This window comes from Streptomyces sp. NBC_00414, assembly GCF_036038375.1.
In the GTDB taxonomy this organism is placed as follows: Bacteria; Actinomycetota; Actinomycetes; order Streptomycetales; family Streptomycetaceae; genus Streptomyces.
On sequence record NZ_CP107935.1, the window covers coordinates 276,787 to 293,810 of the forward strand.

Annotated in this window: 15 protein-coding genes; 4 read left to right on the forward strand and 11 right to left on the reverse strand. The window is 70.4% G+C overall.

All coding sequences use genetic code 11. The annotated features are described in order from the left end of the window. Nucleotides 1-74: 74 nt before the first annotated feature. Nucleotides 75-1,208 carry a hypothetical protein gene (locus OHS59_RS01295; RefSeq protein ID WP_328491513.1) on the reverse strand — a complete coding sequence of 378 codons (1,134 nt, stop codon included), beginning with the start codon at nucleotides 1,206-1,208 and terminating at the stop codon, nucleotides 75-77. A gap of 2 nt (nucleotides 1,209-1,210) precedes the next feature. On the opposite strand from OHS59_RS01295, the gene OHS59_RS44450 reads away from it, so the two are divergent. Then, on the forward strand, nucleotides 1,211-1,819 hold the full coding sequence (locus OHS59_RS44450; RefSeq protein WP_443061364.1) for a DUF1931 family protein: 609 nt from the start codon (nucleotides 1,211-1,213) through the stop codon (nucleotides 1,817-1,819). 368 nt (nucleotides 1,820-2,187) lie between these two features. On the opposite strand, the gene OHS59_RS01305 is transcribed toward OHS59_RS44450, so the two are convergent. From OHS59_RS01305 to dnaK, 9 genes are all read right to left on the reverse strand, one after another. Further along, nucleotides 2,188-3,171, reverse strand: a complete 984-nt coding sequence (locus tag OHS59_RS01305) for an AraC family transcriptional regulator (protein ID WP_328491514.1) — start codon at nucleotides 3,169-3,171, stop codon at nucleotides 2,188-2,190. Between the two features lie 150 nt (nucleotides 3,172-3,321). Then, the gene (locus OHS59_RS01310; protein WP_328491515.1) at nucleotides 3,322-5,103 is read right to left on the reverse strand and encodes an FAD-dependent oxidoreductase; all 1,782 of its coding nucleotides are present in this window, start codon (nucleotides 5,101-5,103) and stop codon (nucleotides 3,322-3,324) included. Then, nucleotides 5,103-5,363: a UBP-type zinc finger domain-containing protein gene (locus OHS59_RS01315; RefSeq protein ID WP_328491516.1), complete on the reverse strand. Its 261-nt coding sequence runs from the start codon at nucleotides 5,361-5,363 to the stop codon at nucleotides 5,103-5,105. Before OHS59_RS01315 ends, OHS59_RS01310 begins: the two co-directional genes overlap by 1 nt. Continuing rightward, a complete protein-coding gene (trxA, locus tag OHS59_RS01320) occupies nucleotides 5,360-5,827 on the reverse strand; it encodes a thioredoxin (RefSeq protein ID WP_328491517.1) in 468 nt (155 codons plus the stop codon). Before trxA ends, OHS59_RS01315 begins: the two co-directional genes overlap by 4 nt. Beyond that, nucleotides 5,824-8,463: an ATP-dependent chaperone ClpB gene (clpB, locus tag OHS59_RS01325; protein ID WP_328491518.1), complete on the reverse strand. Its 2,640-nt coding sequence runs from the start codon at nucleotides 8,461-8,463 to the stop codon at nucleotides 5,824-5,826. The genes trxA and clpB overlap by 4 nt, the downstream gene beginning before the upstream one ends. After that, nucleotides 8,454-8,822, reverse strand: a complete 369-nt coding sequence (locus OHS59_RS01330) for a chaperone modulator CbpM (protein WP_328491519.1) — start codon at nucleotides 8,820-8,822, stop codon at nucleotides 8,454-8,456. Before OHS59_RS01330 ends, clpB begins: the two co-directional genes overlap by 10 nt. After that, nucleotides 8,822-9,781 (reverse strand): J domain-containing protein, encoded by a 960-nt coding sequence (locus OHS59_RS01335; protein ID WP_328491520.1) that lies wholly within the window; start codon nucleotides 9,779-9,781, stop codon nucleotides 8,822-8,824. The genes OHS59_RS01330 and OHS59_RS01335 overlap by 1 nt, the downstream gene beginning before the upstream one ends. 6 nt (nucleotides 9,782-9,787) lie before the next feature. Next, the gene (locus OHS59_RS01340; protein ID WP_328491521.1) at nucleotides 9,788-10,369 is read right to left on the reverse strand and encodes a nucleotide exchange factor GrpE; all 582 of its coding nucleotides are present in this window, start codon (nucleotides 10,367-10,369) and stop codon (nucleotides 9,788-9,790) included. Nucleotides 10,370-10,379: 10 nt separating this feature from the next. Continuing rightward, on the reverse strand, nucleotides 10,380-12,296 hold the full coding sequence (dnaK, locus tag OHS59_RS01345) for a molecular chaperone DnaK (RefSeq protein WP_328491522.1): 1,917 nt from the start codon (nucleotides 12,294-12,296) through the stop codon (nucleotides 10,380-10,382). Nucleotides 12,297-12,754: 458 nt separating this feature from the next. Here dnaK and OHS59_RS01350 point away from each other — a divergent pair, with 458 nt between their 5' ends. Together OHS59_RS01350 and OHS59_RS01355 are read left to right on the forward strand one after the other, a co-directional pair. Then, entirely contained in the window at nucleotides 12,755-14,515 is a 1,761-nt protein-coding gene (locus tag OHS59_RS01350) for a PucR family transcriptional regulator (RefSeq protein WP_328491523.1), read from the forward strand. Nucleotides 14,516-14,609: 94 nt separating this feature from the next. After that, nucleotides 14,610-14,750: a hypothetical protein gene (locus tag OHS59_RS01355; protein WP_328491524.1), complete on the forward strand. Its 141-nt coding sequence runs from the start codon at nucleotides 14,610-14,612 to the stop codon at nucleotides 14,748-14,750. A 99-nt stretch (nucleotides 14,751-14,849) separates the two neighbouring features. Here OHS59_RS01355 and OHS59_RS01360 read toward each other — a convergent pair whose 3' ends face one another. Then, nucleotides 14,850-15,968: an acetate/propionate family kinase gene (locus tag OHS59_RS01360; RefSeq protein WP_328491525.1), complete on the reverse strand. Its 1,119-nt coding sequence runs from the start codon at nucleotides 15,966-15,968 to the stop codon at nucleotides 14,850-14,852. 512 nt (nucleotides 15,969-16,480) lie between these two features. Between OHS59_RS01360 and OHS59_RS01365 the strand changes: the two genes are divergently transcribed. Beyond that, nucleotides 16,481-16,804, forward strand: coding sequence for a hypothetical protein (locus tag OHS59_RS01365; protein ID WP_328491526.1), 324 nt, complete (start codon nucleotides 16,481-16,483; stop codon nucleotides 16,802-16,804). Nucleotides 16,805-17,024: the final 220 nt, after the last annotated feature.

Genomic DNA, 17,024 nt, shown 5'->3' on the forward strand with positions numbered 1-17,024 from the left:
CGCCCGGTACGCCGACCAGCCGGGAGCGGCGATACCGCCCGCGCGGTCCTGGAGCCATCGGTGCCGGTATCGGTTCACTTCGAGGGCGGGTCACCGTCATTGTCTTGGAGGGTGTGACGACGTTCCTGTTCGCGCTTGGAGTAGGCCGCGGCCCGGATCGCCTCGTCGCTCTCCAAGCCTGAGCCCAGCGCGCCGCCCACGGTGGCGACCGAAGCGACGAACCAGGACAACGTCCAGTACTCCGCGGCGTGCAGCGGGGTTCGTGTCGTAGCGGCGAACACTCGGTCGTTGAGGATGAACAGGGCCCACACCAAGTTGATGACCATCAGACCCACGTAGCAGACGAGCACTCCGATTCCCACGGTCACGACCGTCGAGGCGTTGTAGAGCCGCGCCCTCTGCCTCGCCTCCAGCGAGCCCTCTGTTGATCGATGCCACAGCTGCGCGTCCACGATCAGCCAGCCGATCATGATGCCGACCGATCCGACCATGGCGATGACGAGGCGTGGCGCGCTCAGCGCCTCGGCCAGGATCCAGACGGTGGAGTTGACGGTGGCGACTGCTCCCGTGGCGAGTGCGGCCGCCAGGGCTTTGGACAAGCCCGGTACCAACCGCCACGGCCGGTTGGCGCGGACCATGCCGAAGAGCACCCGCAGGTAACCGCGCGGCCCGCTGGTGACGTACCGGAGGTCAGGGGTCTCCTCCTCACCGACCGGGCCCGGCTGGGTGGGCGTGAGGCGACGGGCGAAGGGCCCCAGCAGCGACCGGCTCTGCGGAGATTCTTCAGTTCCGTTGGCCGACAGTCCCGCCAGGCCGAGCACGGCTTCTTCCACGGCCTGCCGGGCCCTCGTCTGCAGCCGCAAGCCCCCCAGGGAAGGAAGAGACAGCAGCGCCAAGCCGTGTTCGTGATTCAGATCCACAACGAGCTTGCGGCCGTGCAGATGCAGCGGAAGGTCGGTGAGGGCCACGACGATGTCCCAGTTCTCCGCACTTCCACGGTCCATGATCCGGCGCATCAGGGTGGGCGGGTCCTCGGCCCCCGCGGTGAACGGCTCACTGATCACCTCGATGTCGAACCGTCGCTCCTGGCCCGACTTGTGGGCGAGCCGAGCAGGAAGTGTCCGGGCCATGCGCTGCGCGATTTCCGTCGGCGCGTCCGGATCCGCCAGGAGAGCCACGACCGTAACGCCCTGAGACGACACCCGCATGAATGGACCTCCTTGTGGCTGCCCCGCGATCCCCAGCGCCCGCAGATGCCACTGAGGGAACGTTGGGCTTCGCAGTCAGCCTGTCCGAAAACGCGGCGCGAACGCATGCGCATGTCGGGCCCGATCGGCCTCCCTGTATTGCCCTGCCAGGCTCAGGCGTCCCACTGCTCCTGGGGAGTCGGACGGGCGCGTGGATCAGCGGCAGGGTGGACACCGCGTCACGGAGTGGCCCCACGCGACGGGTGACCCCGGACGCCGCTGCCCGTGAGGCCGAACGGCGTGGTGGCGAACATGCCTGGAACCGGGAGTCGCCCCGGCGCCCGCAGCCGGAGACTGCCGTCTTGGCCCGGACCCGTGACCTACCCATCACGATAGGCGTGCGGGAGAGCATGCACCACTTCCGGAAGATCGATCAGGAAGCAGAACTCAAGCCGATCCCGGAACAGCTCGCCCCCGCCCCGCCCTGGAACGCACGCCCGGCTGGGAGATCGGGGCGGCCGGTCCGGACACCACCGGCGAACCCGGGCTGGCCCTTGCCCAGAGCTTCGAGATCCTCCGCATCGACCTCGGAATCGTCCAACGCACCCCAGAGTCCAGGGGATTCACGGTAAAGGTCCGGGCCGGCGCCGACTCCGGCCCGGACCTTTACCAATGTCGGTCAGCACACCGCGGCGGGGTCCAGGCCACATGTGCGCTGCCGACCCGTCCGCGGCTGTTGGGGGGTGCCGACGGACGGTGACCGGCCCGACGGAGCGGAGATGGGCCGGCCGATGTCCGCGCGGCGGACCGAACCGGGGAACGCGCGAACACCAGAACCCTAGGGCGCAGGCGTCGTCGCGCACGATCCACTGAGCGCGGCCGTTGTCCGCACAGCGCGGGGCGATGGCGTGGCCAGCCGATCCGCCGCCGCGCGGGCGCCGCGCGTTCACCCGAGGCCGGGGTCACCACGCACAGCGCGGGGCGATGGCGTGGGCCATGGTCACCCGGAACGCAGTGTCTGCGAGGGCAGCTCGCCGAAGCGCGCCCGGTAACGGGACGCGAACCGGCCCAGGTGACCGAAGCTCCAACGATGGGCGACCTCGCTCACGTTCACTTCGCCCGGTGTGCCGCGGCGCAGTTCGTCGTGGGCGCGGGTGAGACGGACGTCGGTGAGGTAGGCCAGCGGGGTCATGCCGACGTACTGCTGGAAGGCTTCTTGCAGTCGCCGCACGCTCACCCCGGCGAGCACGGCCAACTCCCCGACCGTGAAGGGGTGTTGCGGCATGCTGTGCATGGCCTCGACGGCACGCTTGACGGGGCCCGGGCGCAGGGCGGGTTTCGGTCGGTCGAGCTCGTCGCGGTAGCGGTGGCCGGTGGCGAGGAGAAGCCCGGTCAGCAGTGCCTCCTGGATCGGGCGGGCGACCATCGGCCGGGCCAGCAGCCCGCCGGTCTGCATCCCGTCGAACACGGCGCGGATCATCCGTACCCAGCTCTGACCCGCTCCGTGCGCGACGTCGAGTTCGGGCGTGAGGGCGACGGGGGTGCGCAGCGGTCGGCCGAGAAGGCGTTCGAGTTGATCGTTGAGGGCCTTCGAGTCGATCTTCACGGCCAGCATGGAGCAGTCGGTGCTCACTCGCTCCAGGGTCGTGTCGCCGTGCGGCTGGAAGACGGCGGCGTTCGCTGTGGTCGCCACCGCATGGGTGTGCCTTCCTTGACGCCAGGCCAGGTGGCCGTCCAGGGGGATGTCCACGTGGTAGGAGCCGAGTTCCCCGAACTGTATGCGCACCTCCGCGCCGAAAGAGAGCCGTCCGAGTGTGAGCGGGCCGAGTGCGGCGATGTCGTACCGGGCCATGAACTCACTGCTGCCGTCGGGTACGTCGATGAAGTTGGCGTAGAAGCGTTCGTGGATGACCTGCCGGGCCTCGTCCACATCCGTCGTCCGGAACTTCAGCAAATCCTGGCCCTGGTCGGGCGAGTGGTGCATACCGCGATCTCCTGCGCCTTTGGGCCGTACGAGGGATGGTGCAGATCATCGTCACCCATTGTCCGCTGCCACACCCCTGTTTTTCCTTGTCCCGGCTGATCGGGTGGGAACGGGACGTCGCCTCAGGCCGATCTCGTCGCCTGCTGGGTGTCACGCGAGCCAAGCGGACTCTTGGGGACGGGTGTGCGGTGAGGTGTCGGTACCGCCGGGCGTGGCCGTGCGACCCAGGTAGCGGTGCACGAAGTGGATGCTCATCGCGCCCTCGCCGACCGCGGAGGCCACGCGCTTCACCGAGCCGCTGCGGACGTCGCCGACGGCGAAGACGCCGGGCAGACTGGTCTCCAGCGTCAGGCAGTCGCGGCCCAGGCTCCGCCACAGCTCGGGAACGGAGCAGGCTTGAGCCTCCGCTCCGGTGAGCACGTAGCCCCGTGCGTCGAGGGCGAGCGCGCCGGACAGCCACTCGGTGTGAGGGTCGGCGCCGGTGAAGACGAACAGGGCCCGTACCGCGAGGTGGCGGTGCTCGCCCGTACGGTGGTCGACCACGTCGACCGCCTTGAGCGCCTGCTCGCCGAGTACCTCCGTCATCTCGGTGTGCAGCATCACGCGCACCTTCGGGTGGCGCTCGATCTGATCGATCAGGTAGCGGGACATGTGCGCCTCGATGCTCGGCCCACGGATGAGCAGATACACCTGTGGCGCGTACCCGGCCAGGAAGAGCACGGCCTGGCCGGCGGAGTTGCCACCTCCGACCACCGCCACCGGGTCGGCACGGCACTGCTGGGCCTCGTAGAGGGTCGCCGAGTAGTGGACGCTCGTGCCCTCCAACGGCTCGATGCCGGGCACCTGGAGGCGACGGTAGCGGGCGCCGGTGGCCAGGACGACGGTACGGGCGGTGATCTCGCTGCCGTCGGCGAACCCGACGGCGTAGTGGCCGTCCCGCCGTTCGAGCCGGGCCGCCTCCGCGGGGACGCTGATCCGGGCGCCGAACTTTTCCGCCTGCAGCACGGCGCGCTCGGTGAGTTCGGCGCCGGAGATGCCGGCGGGGAAGCCGAAACAGTTCTCGATGCGGGACGATGTCCCGGCCTGGCCGCCGGTCGCCATCGACTCGGCCACGGTCGTGCCGAGGCCCTCCGAGGCGGCGTTCACCGCGGCGGCGAGTCCGGCCGGGCCGGAGCCGACGATCAGGAGATCGTCGCGGCCGTTGCCCGACGGCAGGGGCGGCAAGCCGATCAACCGGGCCAGTTCGGCGTTGCTCGGATTGCGCAGCAGGGTCGTGTCCCGCCAGATCACCAGCGGCGTCTGCTCCGGACCGACCGCGAAGCGGCGCAGCAGCGCCTCGGCCTCCTTGTCCGTCTCCAGATCGATCCAGCGGTGCGGCAGCCGGTTGCGGGCGGCGAACTCGCGCAGCCGCCGGGTGTCGGGCGAGTAGCGCGAGCCGATGATGCGGAAACCGGCGCCCTGCCCGACGAGCAGGGCACGGCGGCCCAGGCAGGCGCGCAGCACCACATCAGCGAGGAGGGAGTCCCGGGTCACCAGGTCACGCAGCTGATCCATGGGCAGGGCGAGGACCTCGCCGGGGTCCCTGACCACGGCGGCGTAGAAGGCCACCTGTCCGTTCAGGAGGCCGAGTTCGCCGATGAAGCGGCCGGGGCCGTGCACCCGCAGCAGGCGTTCATCGGGTGTGCCGTAGCCCTCGACGATGGCGATCGAGCCACTGAGGACGACGTAGAACGTCTCGCACCGCTCCCCCTCCCGGATCAGCACGTCACCGGCGTCGACCGCGCGCCGCCAGCCGTGCTGCGCCAGGCGGGCCGTCTGGTCGTCCGACAGGCGGGGATAGGCGCCGTAGATGTCGGGGGTCTCGAAGGGGACGCTCTCTACCGTCTCGTCCGCCACCGGCGCCGAGCCCGGCCGCGTCTCGTCGCCGGCCATCACACGAGCGCCTCGTGGACGAAGCACCATCGCCAGTCCTCGCCGGGCTCCAGTGACGCCACGATCGGATGGCCGTCGGCGGCGGCGTGACGGCGGGCGTGCCGGTTCGGCGACGAATCGCAGCAGCCGACGTGGCCGCAGGTCAGGCAGAGCCTGAGGTGGACCCAGGGGGAGTTCGTGGCCAGGCATTCCTCGCATCCCGGGGCGCGCGGGGTGACGGGGCGTACGAGGGCGAGGTGGGGGTCGGTCCGTACGGTCATGGCCGTTCATCCTTTCCAGCCGGTTCGCGGCCGGCGATCGACTGCTCCACCCACCGCCGCAGGGCAGGGGCAGGTGCGGCACCCGCCTGTCGGGCGATGGTCCGTCCTTTGTCGAGGATCAGCAGCGTCGGTACGGCCTGGACCTCGAACCGCCGCGCCAGGCCGGGGTTCTTGTCGATATCGACCTTGACCAGCTTGATCGTTCCCGCGAGATCGGCGGCGACCTTCTCCAGCGCGGGGCTCACCATGCGACAGGGGCCGCACCAGGTGGCCCACAGGTCCACGACGACGGGCACGGTGGCCTGCTCGACGACCTCGGTGAAGTCGTCGTCGCCCGCGTCGGCCGTCCACGGCAGCGGCTCCTTGCAGTTGCCGCACCTGGGTCGGCCCCCGGCGGCCGCGGGTACCCGGTTGGCGCGCCCGCAGTGCGGGCAGGTGACGGTGGTGGCCCGCACGGTACTCATGCCGCCTTCGCCCCCTCCACGTCCTCGGGCAGGTCGTAGGCGACCACCAGTTCTCCGTGCTGGGCGTCGACGCGAACCCTCGCGCCCTCCTGGACGTCACCGCGCAGCAGGGCGCGCCCGACCAGAGTCTCGACCTCGTGGGAGATGTAGCGCCGTAGCGGCCGGGCCCCGTACACCGGGTCGTAGCCCTGGTGGGCGATCAGCTCCCGGGCCGCGTCGGTGAGTTCGACGGTGATGCGGCGTTCGGCGAGGCGGCGGCGCAGTTCATCGAACTGCAGTTCCACGATCCGCTCGATCTGCCGCTCTCCGAGCGGCTTGAACAGCACGATGTCGTCGACGCGGTTGAGGAACTCCGGCCGGAAGTGCCCGCGCAGCTCACCCATCACCAGGGCGCGGGCCTCCGGCTTGATCTCCCCCTCCGCGGTGGCTCCGTCGAGGAGGTGGTGCGAGCCGATGTTGGACGTCATGATGATCACGGTGCTGCGGAAGTCGACCGTGCGGCCCTGGGCGTCGGTGACGCGGCCGTCGTCGAGGACCTGCAGCAGGGTGTTGAAGACGTCGGTGTGCGCCTTCTCGATCTCGTCGAACAGCACGACCGAGTACGGCTTGCGGCGCACCGCCTCGGTGAGCTGGCCGCCCTCCTCGTAACCGATGTATCCGGGCGGGGCCCCGAGCAGCCGGCTGACGGTGTGCCGCTCCTGGTACTCACTCATGTCGAGGCGGATCATGTTGTCCTCGGAGTCGAACAGTGCTGCCGCGAGCGTCTTGGCCAGCTCGGTCTTTCCCACGCCGGTAGGGCCGAGGAAGATGAACGAGCCGATGGGCCGGCGCGGGTCGCGGATGCCGGAGCGGGCCCGGATGACGGCGTCGGCCACCAGCTGGACCGCCTCGTCCTGGCCGATGACCCGCTCGCGCAGGATCTCGTCCAGCCGCAGCAGTTTCTCGCGCTCTCCCTCCTGGAGGCGGGCGACGGGGATGCCGGTCCAGGCGGCGACGATCTCGGAGATCTCCTCTTCGGTGACGACTTCCCGCAGCAGCCGGTTCTGGCCCTGTCTGGCGGTCAGTTGCTCCTCCTCGGCGGCCAGTCGGCGCTCAAGGTCCTGCAGCCGGCCGTAGCGCAGTTCGGCCGCGCGGTTGAGGTCGTAGCTGCGCTCGGCCTCCTCCGCCTCGTGACGGACCTGCTCCAGTTCCTTCCGCAGCTCCTGTACGCGCCGAATGCCCTGCCGTTCCGCCTCCCACTGGGCGTGTTTGGCGTCGGCCTCGCCGCGCAGGTCGGCCAGTTCCCTGCGCAGTTCCTCCAGGCGGGCCTTGCTGGCGGGGTCGCTCTCCTTGGACAGGGCCGCCTCCTCGATCTCCAGGCGGGTGACGCGGCGGGTGATCTCGTCGAGTTCGGCGGGCATGGAGTCGATCTCGGTACGCAGCCGGGCGCAGGCCTCGTCGACGAGGTCGATGGCCTTGTCGGGCAGGAAACGGTCGGCTATGTAGCGGTGGGCGAGCGTTGCCGCCGCGACCAGCGAGGTGTCCTGGATCTTGACGCCGTGGAAGACTTCGAGGCGCTCACGCAGGCCGCGCAGGATGGAGATGGTGTCCTCCACGCTGGGTTCGTCGACCACCACCTGCTGGAAGCGGCGTTCGAGGGCGGCGTCCTTCTCGATGTGCATCCGGTACTCGTCCAGGGTGGTCGCACCGATCATGTGCAGCTCGCCGCGCGCCAGCATGGGCTTGAGCATGTTGCCCGCGTCCATGGCTCCCTCGGCGGCGCCCGCTCCGACGACGGTGTGCAACTCGTCGACGAAGAGCAGGATCCGCCCCTCGGCGGCCTTGACCTCGCTCAACACGGCCTTGAGGCGTTCCTCGAACTCGCCGCGGTACTTGGCGCCCGCCACGAGTGAGCCCATGTCGAGGGCGAACACCGTCTTGTCGCGCAGGCCCTCGGGAACGTCACCGCGCACGATGCGCTGGGCCAGGCCCTCCACGATGGCGGTCTTGCCGACGCCGGGGTCGCCGATCAGGACGGGGTTGTTCTTGGTCTTGCGGCTGAGGATCTGGGTGACGCGGCGGATCTCGGCATCCCGGCCGATGACGGGGTCGAGCCGCCCGGACCTGGCCTCGGCGACGAGATCGCGGCCGTACTTCTCCAGGGCCTCGTAGGCCACCTCGGGGTTGGCGGAGGTCACGCGCTGGTTGCCGCGGACCTGGGTGAGCGCGCCGAGGAAGGACTCCCGGGTCACGCCGTGCTCCTTCAGCAGGCGCCCGGCGGCGGTCGCCGAGCCCTCCTCGGCGAGGGCCAGCAGCAGGTGCTCCACGGACACGTACTCGTCCTTGAGGCGTTTGGCCTCACGCTCGGCCGCGTCCAGTAGCCGGGACAGGCGCTGGGTGACGAAGACCTGGCCCGGCGAAGCTCCCGGGCCGGTCACCTTGGGCCGGCGGGAGAGCTCCTCGCGTACGGCCGCGCGCAGCTCCTTGGGCTCGGTGCCCGCCTGCTGCAGCAGGCGCGGGATCAGGCCCTCCTCCTGGTCGAGGAGGGCGAGCAGCAGATGCTCGCCGTCGACCTCGGTGTGGCCCAGGTGGCCGGCGGCACTCTGGGCCTCCTGCATGGCTTCCTGGGACTTCTGGGTCAGGCGGTTCATGTCCATGGTGGAAGATCACTCCTCACGCCCGCACGCCGCAGCGCGGCTTCGAGCAGGCTGATGCGGTCGAGCAGGTCGAGCACCAGACCGATGGATGCGTAGTTCAGGCACAGCCCGGTGCGCAACCGCTGGACGCGAGCCAGGGCGGCCGGGGCGTCGGGGGCGAACACCGGCCGTCCGGAAATGTCACGGCCGGCGTCCACGAGCCCGAGGGTGACGAACTGACGGATGAGGTCGGGATGGAGGCCCGTGCGGCGGGCCACGGTCTCCAGGGAGAGCGCGGGCACGGGCACGATCGCGTACCGGACGCCCACCTCGGTCGTGTGGGCGGGGGACGGGCGGGCCTCGGCCGGTCTGTCGTTCATCAGGTCCTCCTGGGATCGAACGAGGAGACGGCGGCAAGTTCCTCCAGCAGCTCGCGCTCCCGGTCGCTCAGCCGGGGCGGCACCATGATCCGCAGCTCCGCGTACAGGTCTCCGTTCGCGCCGCGCGGATTCGGCATGCCCTCCCCGCGCAGCCGCAGGCGCCGTCCGCTGGAGGATCCGGCGGGCACGGTCACCTTCGCCGTGTCCCCGCCCGGAGTGGGCACCGGCACCGTCGCGCCGAGCGCCGCCTCCCACGGGGTGACCGGGAGCCGCACGTGGACGTCCCGGCCGTCGAGGCGGAACTCGGGGTGCGGCTGGATCCGCACCCTCAGGTACAGGTCCCCGGCGGGGGCGTCGTGTCCGCTCCCGCGGCCGCCCTCCCCGGCCAGCCGGATGCGCTGCCCGTCGGTGGTGCCGGGCGGTACGTCGACCTGGTAGCGCCGCTGCCCGGCCGGCCCGGCGAGGGTGACGGTACGGCGGCCGCCCCGATAGGCCTCGTCGACGGTGAGCGGCAGTTCGGCCTCCTGGTCGGCGCCGGGAACGCGCATACGCCCGGCGCCGCCGAACATCGAGCCGAACAGATCTTCGACGTCGACCCCCTCGCCGTCGAAGCCTGCCGTGGAGTAGCGCACCCGGGGACCGCCGCCGGTGGCCCACCGGAAGCCGCTGCCTGCTCCGGCTCCGGCCCCTGCTCCTGCTCCTGCTCCTGCTCCGACCCGCTCCTCCCAGTCCTCCGGGATCTTCCGGAAGTCCTCGCCGAAGCGGTCGTACTTGGCTCGCTGCTCCGGATCGGACAGGACACTGAAGGCCTCGTTGATCTCCTTGAACCGCTCCTCCGCCTGGGGGTCCTTGTTGACGTCGGGGTGGTGCTTGCGGGCCAGGGTGCGATAGGCCCGTTGAATCTCGTCCCGGTCGGCGGTGCGCGAAACTCCGAGCACCTCGTAGAAGTCGCGTGCCATGGCCGCTCACTCCCGCTTGGCGACGGTCACGGCGGCAGGCCGCAGCTGCCGGTCGGCCTCCCCGTAACCGGGTCGCAGTACCTGGACCACGGTGTTCGGAGCGGCGTCCGGATCCTGGATCACGCCGACCACCTCGTGCCGGGCCGGGTCGAACGACACGCCCCTCTCCGCGTGGCGCGGGTAGCCCAGCTGCTCCAGGACGTTCACGGCCTGGTCACGCACGGCCCGGACGCCTTCGACAATCGCGTCGGGGTCGGCGGCCGCGTGGCTCAGGGCGAGTTCCAGGTTGTCGATGACGGGCAGGAAGGCCGCAGCCGTACGGGCGCGTTCGGCCGCGGCCTCCCGCTGCAGCTCCCTGGCGTGGCGTTTTCGCAGGTTGTCGAGGTCGGCCAGGGCGCGGCGCCAGCGGTCCTCGGCCTCTCGCAGCGCGACGGCGTATTCGTCGTCGGGTGCGGGGGCACCGGTTGCGGCGTCGGGCCCCGGCTCGGCCTCCTCGGTCGGCGGTGGCTGCGCAAGGTCCCCGCGCGGCGGCTGTACGGCGCCTTCCGGCGGCGGGTCGGGCTCCGGGCCCCGGGGTGGGATGGACATGGCCGGCACCTCAGCCCTTGTCGAACTCGGCGTCGATGACATCGTCGTCGCCTCCGTCGCCGCCCGGTGCGGCCCCGCCGGGCGGTGGTCCGTCCGGTGAGCCGGTGCCCGCCGGACCGCCCGCGGCGGCTCCCGCCTCGTGGGCCGCGAGACCCGCGAAGATCTGCTGGAGTTCGGATGTCAGGGGCCGGACCTTGTCCACCCCGGCCTCGTTCTTGACCGCGTCGCGGGCCTCGGCCACCAGCATCTCGGCGCGGGCCTTCTCGTGCGCGGGCGCGGCGTCCCCGAGCTCGCCCAGACGCTTTTCGACCTGGTAGGCGACGGCGTCCAGTTCGTTGCGGGCGTCGACCGCCTCACGCAGGGCCTGGTCCTTGTCTCGGTTGCTGTCGGCCTCCTGGACCATCCGCTCGATCTCGCCGCGGTCGAGGTTGGAGCTCTCGCTGATGGTGATGCTCTGCTCCTTGCCGGTGTCCTTGTCCCGCGCGGTGACGTTGAGGATGCCGTTGGCGTCGACGTCGAAGATGACCTCGACCTGCGGCTCGCCGCGCGGCGCGGGGCGGATGTCGGTGAGCTGGAAGCGACCGAGGACCCGGTTGTCGGCGGCCAGCTCCCGCTCGCCCTGCAGGACGACGACATCGACGGCGGGCTGGTTGTCCTCGGCGGTGGAGAAGGTCTCGGTGCGGCGCACCGGGATGGTGGTGTTCCGCTCGATGATCTTTGTCATCACCCCGCCGCGTGTCTCCACGCCCAGTGACAACGGGGTGACATCGAGCAGCAGGACATCCTTGACCTCGCCCTTGAGGACCCCGGCCTGGATCGCGGCGCCCATCGCCACGACCTCGTCGGGGTTGACGCTCATGTTGGGTTCCTTGCCGCCGGTCAGCTTCCGCACCAGCGCCTGGACGGCGGGAATGCGGGTGGAGCCGCCGACGAGGATGACCTCGTCGATGTCGTTGTCACTGACCTTGGCGTCGTCCATGGTCTGCCGCACCGGGCCGAGGCAGCGCTCCACCAGGTCGCCGGTGATCTGCTCGAACGTGGACCGCATGATCGTCGTGGTCAGGTGCTTGGGCCCGGAGCCGTCGGCCGTGATGAACGGCAGGTTGACCTGCGTCTGGGTCACCGAGCTGAGCTCGGTCTTGGCCTTCTCGCTGGCCTCGAACAGACGTTGCAGGGCCTGCGCGTCCTGACGCAGGTCGATGCCGTTCTCCTTCTGGAAGCCGTCGGCGAGGTGGTCGACCAGTCGGCGGTCGAAGTCGTCGCCGCCCAGATGGCTGTCGCCCGCCGTGGACCGTACCTCCACCACGCCGTCGCCGACGTCGAGGATGCTGACGTCGAAGGTGCCGCCGCCCAGGTCGAAGACGAGCACGGTTTCGTGCTCCTTCTTGTCCATGCCATAGGCCAGAGCGGCCGCGGTCGGCTCGTTGATGATCCGCAGCACTTCCAGGCCGGCGATCCGTCCGGCGTCCTTGGTGGCGGTGCGCTGGGCGTCGTTGAAGTAGGCGGGCACCGTGATGACGGCCTCCGTGACCCGCTCTCCCAATTGCTTGGAGGCATCGTCGGCGAGCTTGCGCAGCACCTGCGCGCTGATCTCCTCCGGCGCGTAGAGCTTGTCGCGCACCTCGAAGCGGGCGGCGCCGCCGTCTCCCTCGACCACGTCGTACGTGACGGCCTTGGCTTCTTCGGAGATCTCGTCGAAGTGCCGGCCGATGAACCGCTTGGCCGAGTAGATGGTGCCCTTGGGGTTGAGGATCGCCTGGCGGCGGGCCAGCTGGCCCACCAGGCGTTCGCCGGTGTCGGTGAAGGCCACCACGGACGGCGTCGTACGGTTGCCCTCGCTGTTGGGTACGACCGTCGGCTCGCCGCCCTCCCAGACGGCGATCACCGAGTTCGTGGTACCCAGGTCGATGCCTACTGCTCTGGCCATGAGGAACTCCTTCCGCGTCGAGCGGTTCCTGTTCGCTCTCGGAGCCGCGCCCGGTATTCCGCACTCGCTCAGATGACTACGGGACCGCCAGGCGGGCACTGTCCTTCCGAGCCTCGCCGCCGGTGCCGGCGCGGGGCCTGCTGCGCAGCCCGGGCGACATCCGGTCCCGCTCGCCGCGCCTTGGGCCTGCTCGTTCGTCAGCCGGTCCCTACTGCCACGGCCACCGGTGCGTCGGTGATTCCCGACGAGCCCACAGTGGCAAGAGAGCAGCGTGCTCCGCCTGCGCCTGGCAGGTCGGAAGTCGGCGCCGTCGGTCGGTCCACGAGAACAAGGCTCAAATACAGACAAGACGGATGTTCCTGCCTAGGCTGGTGCTCACAGGGCTCACCCAGGCGTGGATCCCTCCATTTGATCGATCACCTCGGACGACCGCAGACCGCAGGAACGGAGTGGCCCCTATGGCCCGCCATCCGTCACAGGCGCTGTCCCCCAACGTCTCCGACCAGGAAGTGACCCGTCGTCCGAGCAGCCCCGCGGGCACCGAACGGCCCGATCCCCGTCCGTTCGCGGCGCTGGACCCACACGGGCTGCTGGAGCTGTCCCACACCCTGTTCACCTGCGCGGAGCCGAGGGAGATCCTGCGGTTGGCCATGCGGCACGTCAGTGCCCTCGGTCCCTACCGCGCCGAGGCCGGATACCTCGCCACGGTCGACGGTTTGTCCCGCGTCCCCGGCCACGACGCGGGAGCGCCGACGGTCGACGACGCACGGATGAAGGACCTGGGCGAGGCCGACGGCTCCGTATCCCTTCCGGAGCGGTCCTGGAACTGGGCGTTCGGCCTGCGCCGGGTCGGCTGTCTGCTCGGCTACATCGTGGTCTCCTCCGCCTCCGGGCCCGATGAGCAGGGGTGCTTCCTCCTGTCGACCCTCGTGGGGCTCACATCGGCGGCCCTGCCACTGGCCGCCACGCTCCCCGCACGCCACGACAGCGCCGGCGAACTGCGCCGATCCCGTACCGAACGGGACACCGCACTGCGGCAGTTGGACACCATGCGCTCCGAGCTGTACCAGCAGCAGACCGTGCACGAGACACTCGCCCGTGTCGCCGACCGGGGCGGGGGCGAGAACGCCATCACCCAAGCGCTGTACGAGCTCACCGGGTTGTCGGCGCTCATCGAGGACCGGTTCGGCAACCTGAGGTCCTGGGCCGGTCCCGACCGGCCCGACCCTTATCCGGTGCGGTCCTCGACCCACCAGGAAGAGATGCTGCGGCAGGTCGCGCGCTCGGCGGACCCCGTCAGAGTCAAGGGCCGGCTGATCACCCTGGCCCGTCCGCACGGCGACCTCCTCGGTGTACTGGCCCTCGACGACCCCGAGGCGACGGCCGACGCGCACACCGTGTTCGCCCTGGATCACGCCCAGCGGTTGCTCGCCCAGGAACTCATGCACCTGCGCGAACTCACCGAGGTCGGACTGGGGCTGCGCCGTCGGCTGATCGACGACCTGTTGGAGGGCACTGACGAGACGAGTGCCTACGCCCGGGCCGAGGCCGTCGGCCACGACCTGCGCCGTACCCAGTACGTGGTCGTGGTGTGCTGGCCGTCCAACGCCCCTGACAGCTCCTTCGCCCGTGCCGTCGAGCAAGCGGCGACCGCCACGGTGACCCGTCCTCTGATCACCCGTCGCGGCGACCGGGTGGTCCTGCTGACCGAAGCAAGGCCCAACGACCACGCCGTGCACGCGGCGCTGGCCCATGAGCTCGGGACGCCCGACGGAGCGATCGGGGTGAGCACCCGCTGCGACTCCCCGGACGGCGTTCCCCGCTGCTATCAGGAGGCAGTGCGGGCTCTGGAGGTGCGGCAGAACTCCCGCCGGCACAGCGGGACGACGTTCTTCGACGAACTCGGGCTGTACCGGATCCTGGGGCCCGGCAACGATCTCCGGGAGCTCGAAGGCTTCGTGCGGGAGTGGCTCGGTCAGCTGATCGACTACGACGCGGGGCACGACACGGAGTTGGTCGAGACCCTCTCGCGTTACTTCGACTGCGGAGGCAACTACGACGATGCGGCCGCCGCGCTGACGGTCCACCGCAGCACTCTGCGCTACCGGCTGCAGCGCATCCGTGAGATCAGCGACCACGATCTGACGGATGTGGACACCCGGCTCAATCTGCAGGTGGCAACGCGCGTCTGGAAGATCATCCTGGGCGGGCGGCGCTGACCGCGGCCGCTCGGAGGGCCGGCGCGGAGGGTCGGCCCGGCACTCCGACAGGTCGCCTTCGGCATCTCCGGGCGCCTCGAACCGGTGGAAGTCGATGTCCAACATCCTCGCCCACGCCAAGGGCACCGAACGCTTCCATCACCAAGTCGTCGGCGACCTCACCCTCGACCACGTGGTCCTGACCGTGAAAGCGGGGCCAGCTTCAGTGACGTGGTCCAGCTGGCCAGGAGGCTGATGGCCTCGGCGGAGGGGGAGGCGGGTTCGGAGGTTGGATGACGAAGGTCCGTTCGGGCGCGAACGCGCCGAAGCGCGCGGCGTCAGGCACGGATGCGCCTTACGGGCCACGGAGAAGGTTTCGGGTCTCGTGGTCGATCTGCTGGGCCTCTCCGGTGGGTACGACCACGACCGGGATGTCCGCCCCCGGTCCGCTGACGATCGCGGGACGGCTCACGTCGTCGGGCGTGCGCAGGCCGCCGGTCAGGCCGAGGGTGGTGAGCCGGGTACACACCTCTTCGCGGACCTCGGGCTGGTCCTCGCCGATCTCCCCGGTGAAGACCAGGGCGTCGAGCCGGTCGAGGGACGCGGCCATCGCGGCGATGCCACGGCGACAGTGATGAGTGAAGACGTCCAGGGCGAGAGCGGCGCGCTCGTCGCCCGCTGCCCGGCTGCGGACGAGGTCGCGGGTGTCGTCAAAGGTGCCGGAAAGGCCGAGCAGACCGGAACGGTGATTCAGCACGTCCTCGATTTCGTCAGCGGACAGACGGTGCCGCGTCTGCAGCCAGGTCAGGGCGCCGGGGTCCACACTTCCGCTGCGGCGGCACATCACCAACCCCTCCAGCGGCGTGAAGCCCATGGTGGTGTCGACGCTGGTCCCGTTGCGCACCGCACTGGCGGAGCAGCCGCCACCGAGGTGGGCGATCACCAGGTGGAGCTGCTGGGGGCGCCGACCGAGCAGCTCGGCCGTCCGGCCGAGTGCCCAGGCGTAGGACAGCCCGTGGAAGCCGTAGCGGCGCAACCCGTAGTCCTCGCGCCAGGTGGCGGGCACCGCGTACTCACGGGCGGCGGCGGGCAGGCCGGCGTGGAAGACGGTGTCGAAGCAGGCCGCGTGCGGGATGTCGGGCAGCAGGTTCCGGACGGTGTCCAGGACAGCGAGGGCCGGAGGGACGTGCAGCGGTGCCAGGTCGGCCACGTCCCCGAGGACGGCCCGGACCTCGTCGTCGACCAGGACGTGGCTGCGCAGTGCGGCTCCGCCGTGGACGATGCGGTGACCCACGGCATCGGGCGATGGCGCTTGGGCCAGCAGTTGCCGCAGAGCTTCGGACACGTCTTCGCCGGGTGCGGAGGCGCTGTGGTGTTCGGCCAGGACCTGCCCGTCGTCGCCGAACACGGTCAGCCTCAGGCTGGACGAGCCTGCGTCGGCCACCAGGACTGGGCCGATGTCTCCTGCCGACACGGTGCTCCTTCCCCGCGGTCCCGGACCGCGTCGCACGACTGTGCCCACAACGCCCGCAACGGCTCGGCGTGCGTACCGGGGTCGGACGGGTACCCGTCCGACCTCGCAGGAAACGAAAACACGCACCGGCTGAGCTCGGCATACCGGGAAGGTTCGGTGTACCGGCGGGCGGCCGCCACGTGGCCGCATCAGTGATCTTCCTGCGCGGCGACGTGCTGCTACCGGAGCCGCTGCGGCCGGAACACATCAAGCCGAGGCGCTCGGCCGCTGGGGCTCATGCCCGGGCACCGGCGTACGCGGGCCGACCTCGTGTACCTGCGGAGGCACGGCACGCTCGCGCGGATCGCCGCGCGTCGAGCAGCATCACTCCCCTCCCCGCACGGGCCACGCCTCCCGCCTGCGACGGTGCAGCCGCCTGGTGCCCGTCTCGCTGCGTAAACTGTCGGCTCGCATGCCCGTCTGTGATGGTTGCGCGCGCACTGACGGTTCCCCTCGACCCGAAGGACCGAGCCGTGCCCGACCGACCCGAGATTGTCTGTATCTGCGGCTCTACCCGGTTCGTGGACGAGATGAGTGCGGCGAACCGTGATCTGACCTTCGCAGGTGTCATCGTCGTCGCGCCGGGCGTCTTCCTGCGCGCCGGGGATCACGAAGCAGACGAGTCGATCACCGACGAGCAGAAGAGCGCGCTGAACGCTCTCCACCTGCGCAAGATCGACCTGGCCGACCGGATTCTGGTCGTCAACCCAGGCGGGTACATCGGCGAGTCCACGAGCAGGGAGATCGCATACGCGCACGCCACCGGCAAGCCGGTCTCGTTCACCGATCCCTTCTGACCAGTGGACGCTTCGTGGTGTGCGCGGGCAACGAGTCCCGGTCAGCCATGGAGCGTGTTGCTGGAGGGTCGTCGAATTCGTCGGCGCGGCCTTGTACTTGTGTCGCGTGACGTGATCTCGGATGAGACGTGGGTCGTGCTCGGGCCGTTGTCCCCGGGCGTGAAGGCCACGGGCCGTCCGCCAAGGGCCGGACTTGATCGGCGTCTCCCGGCTCTGCCGG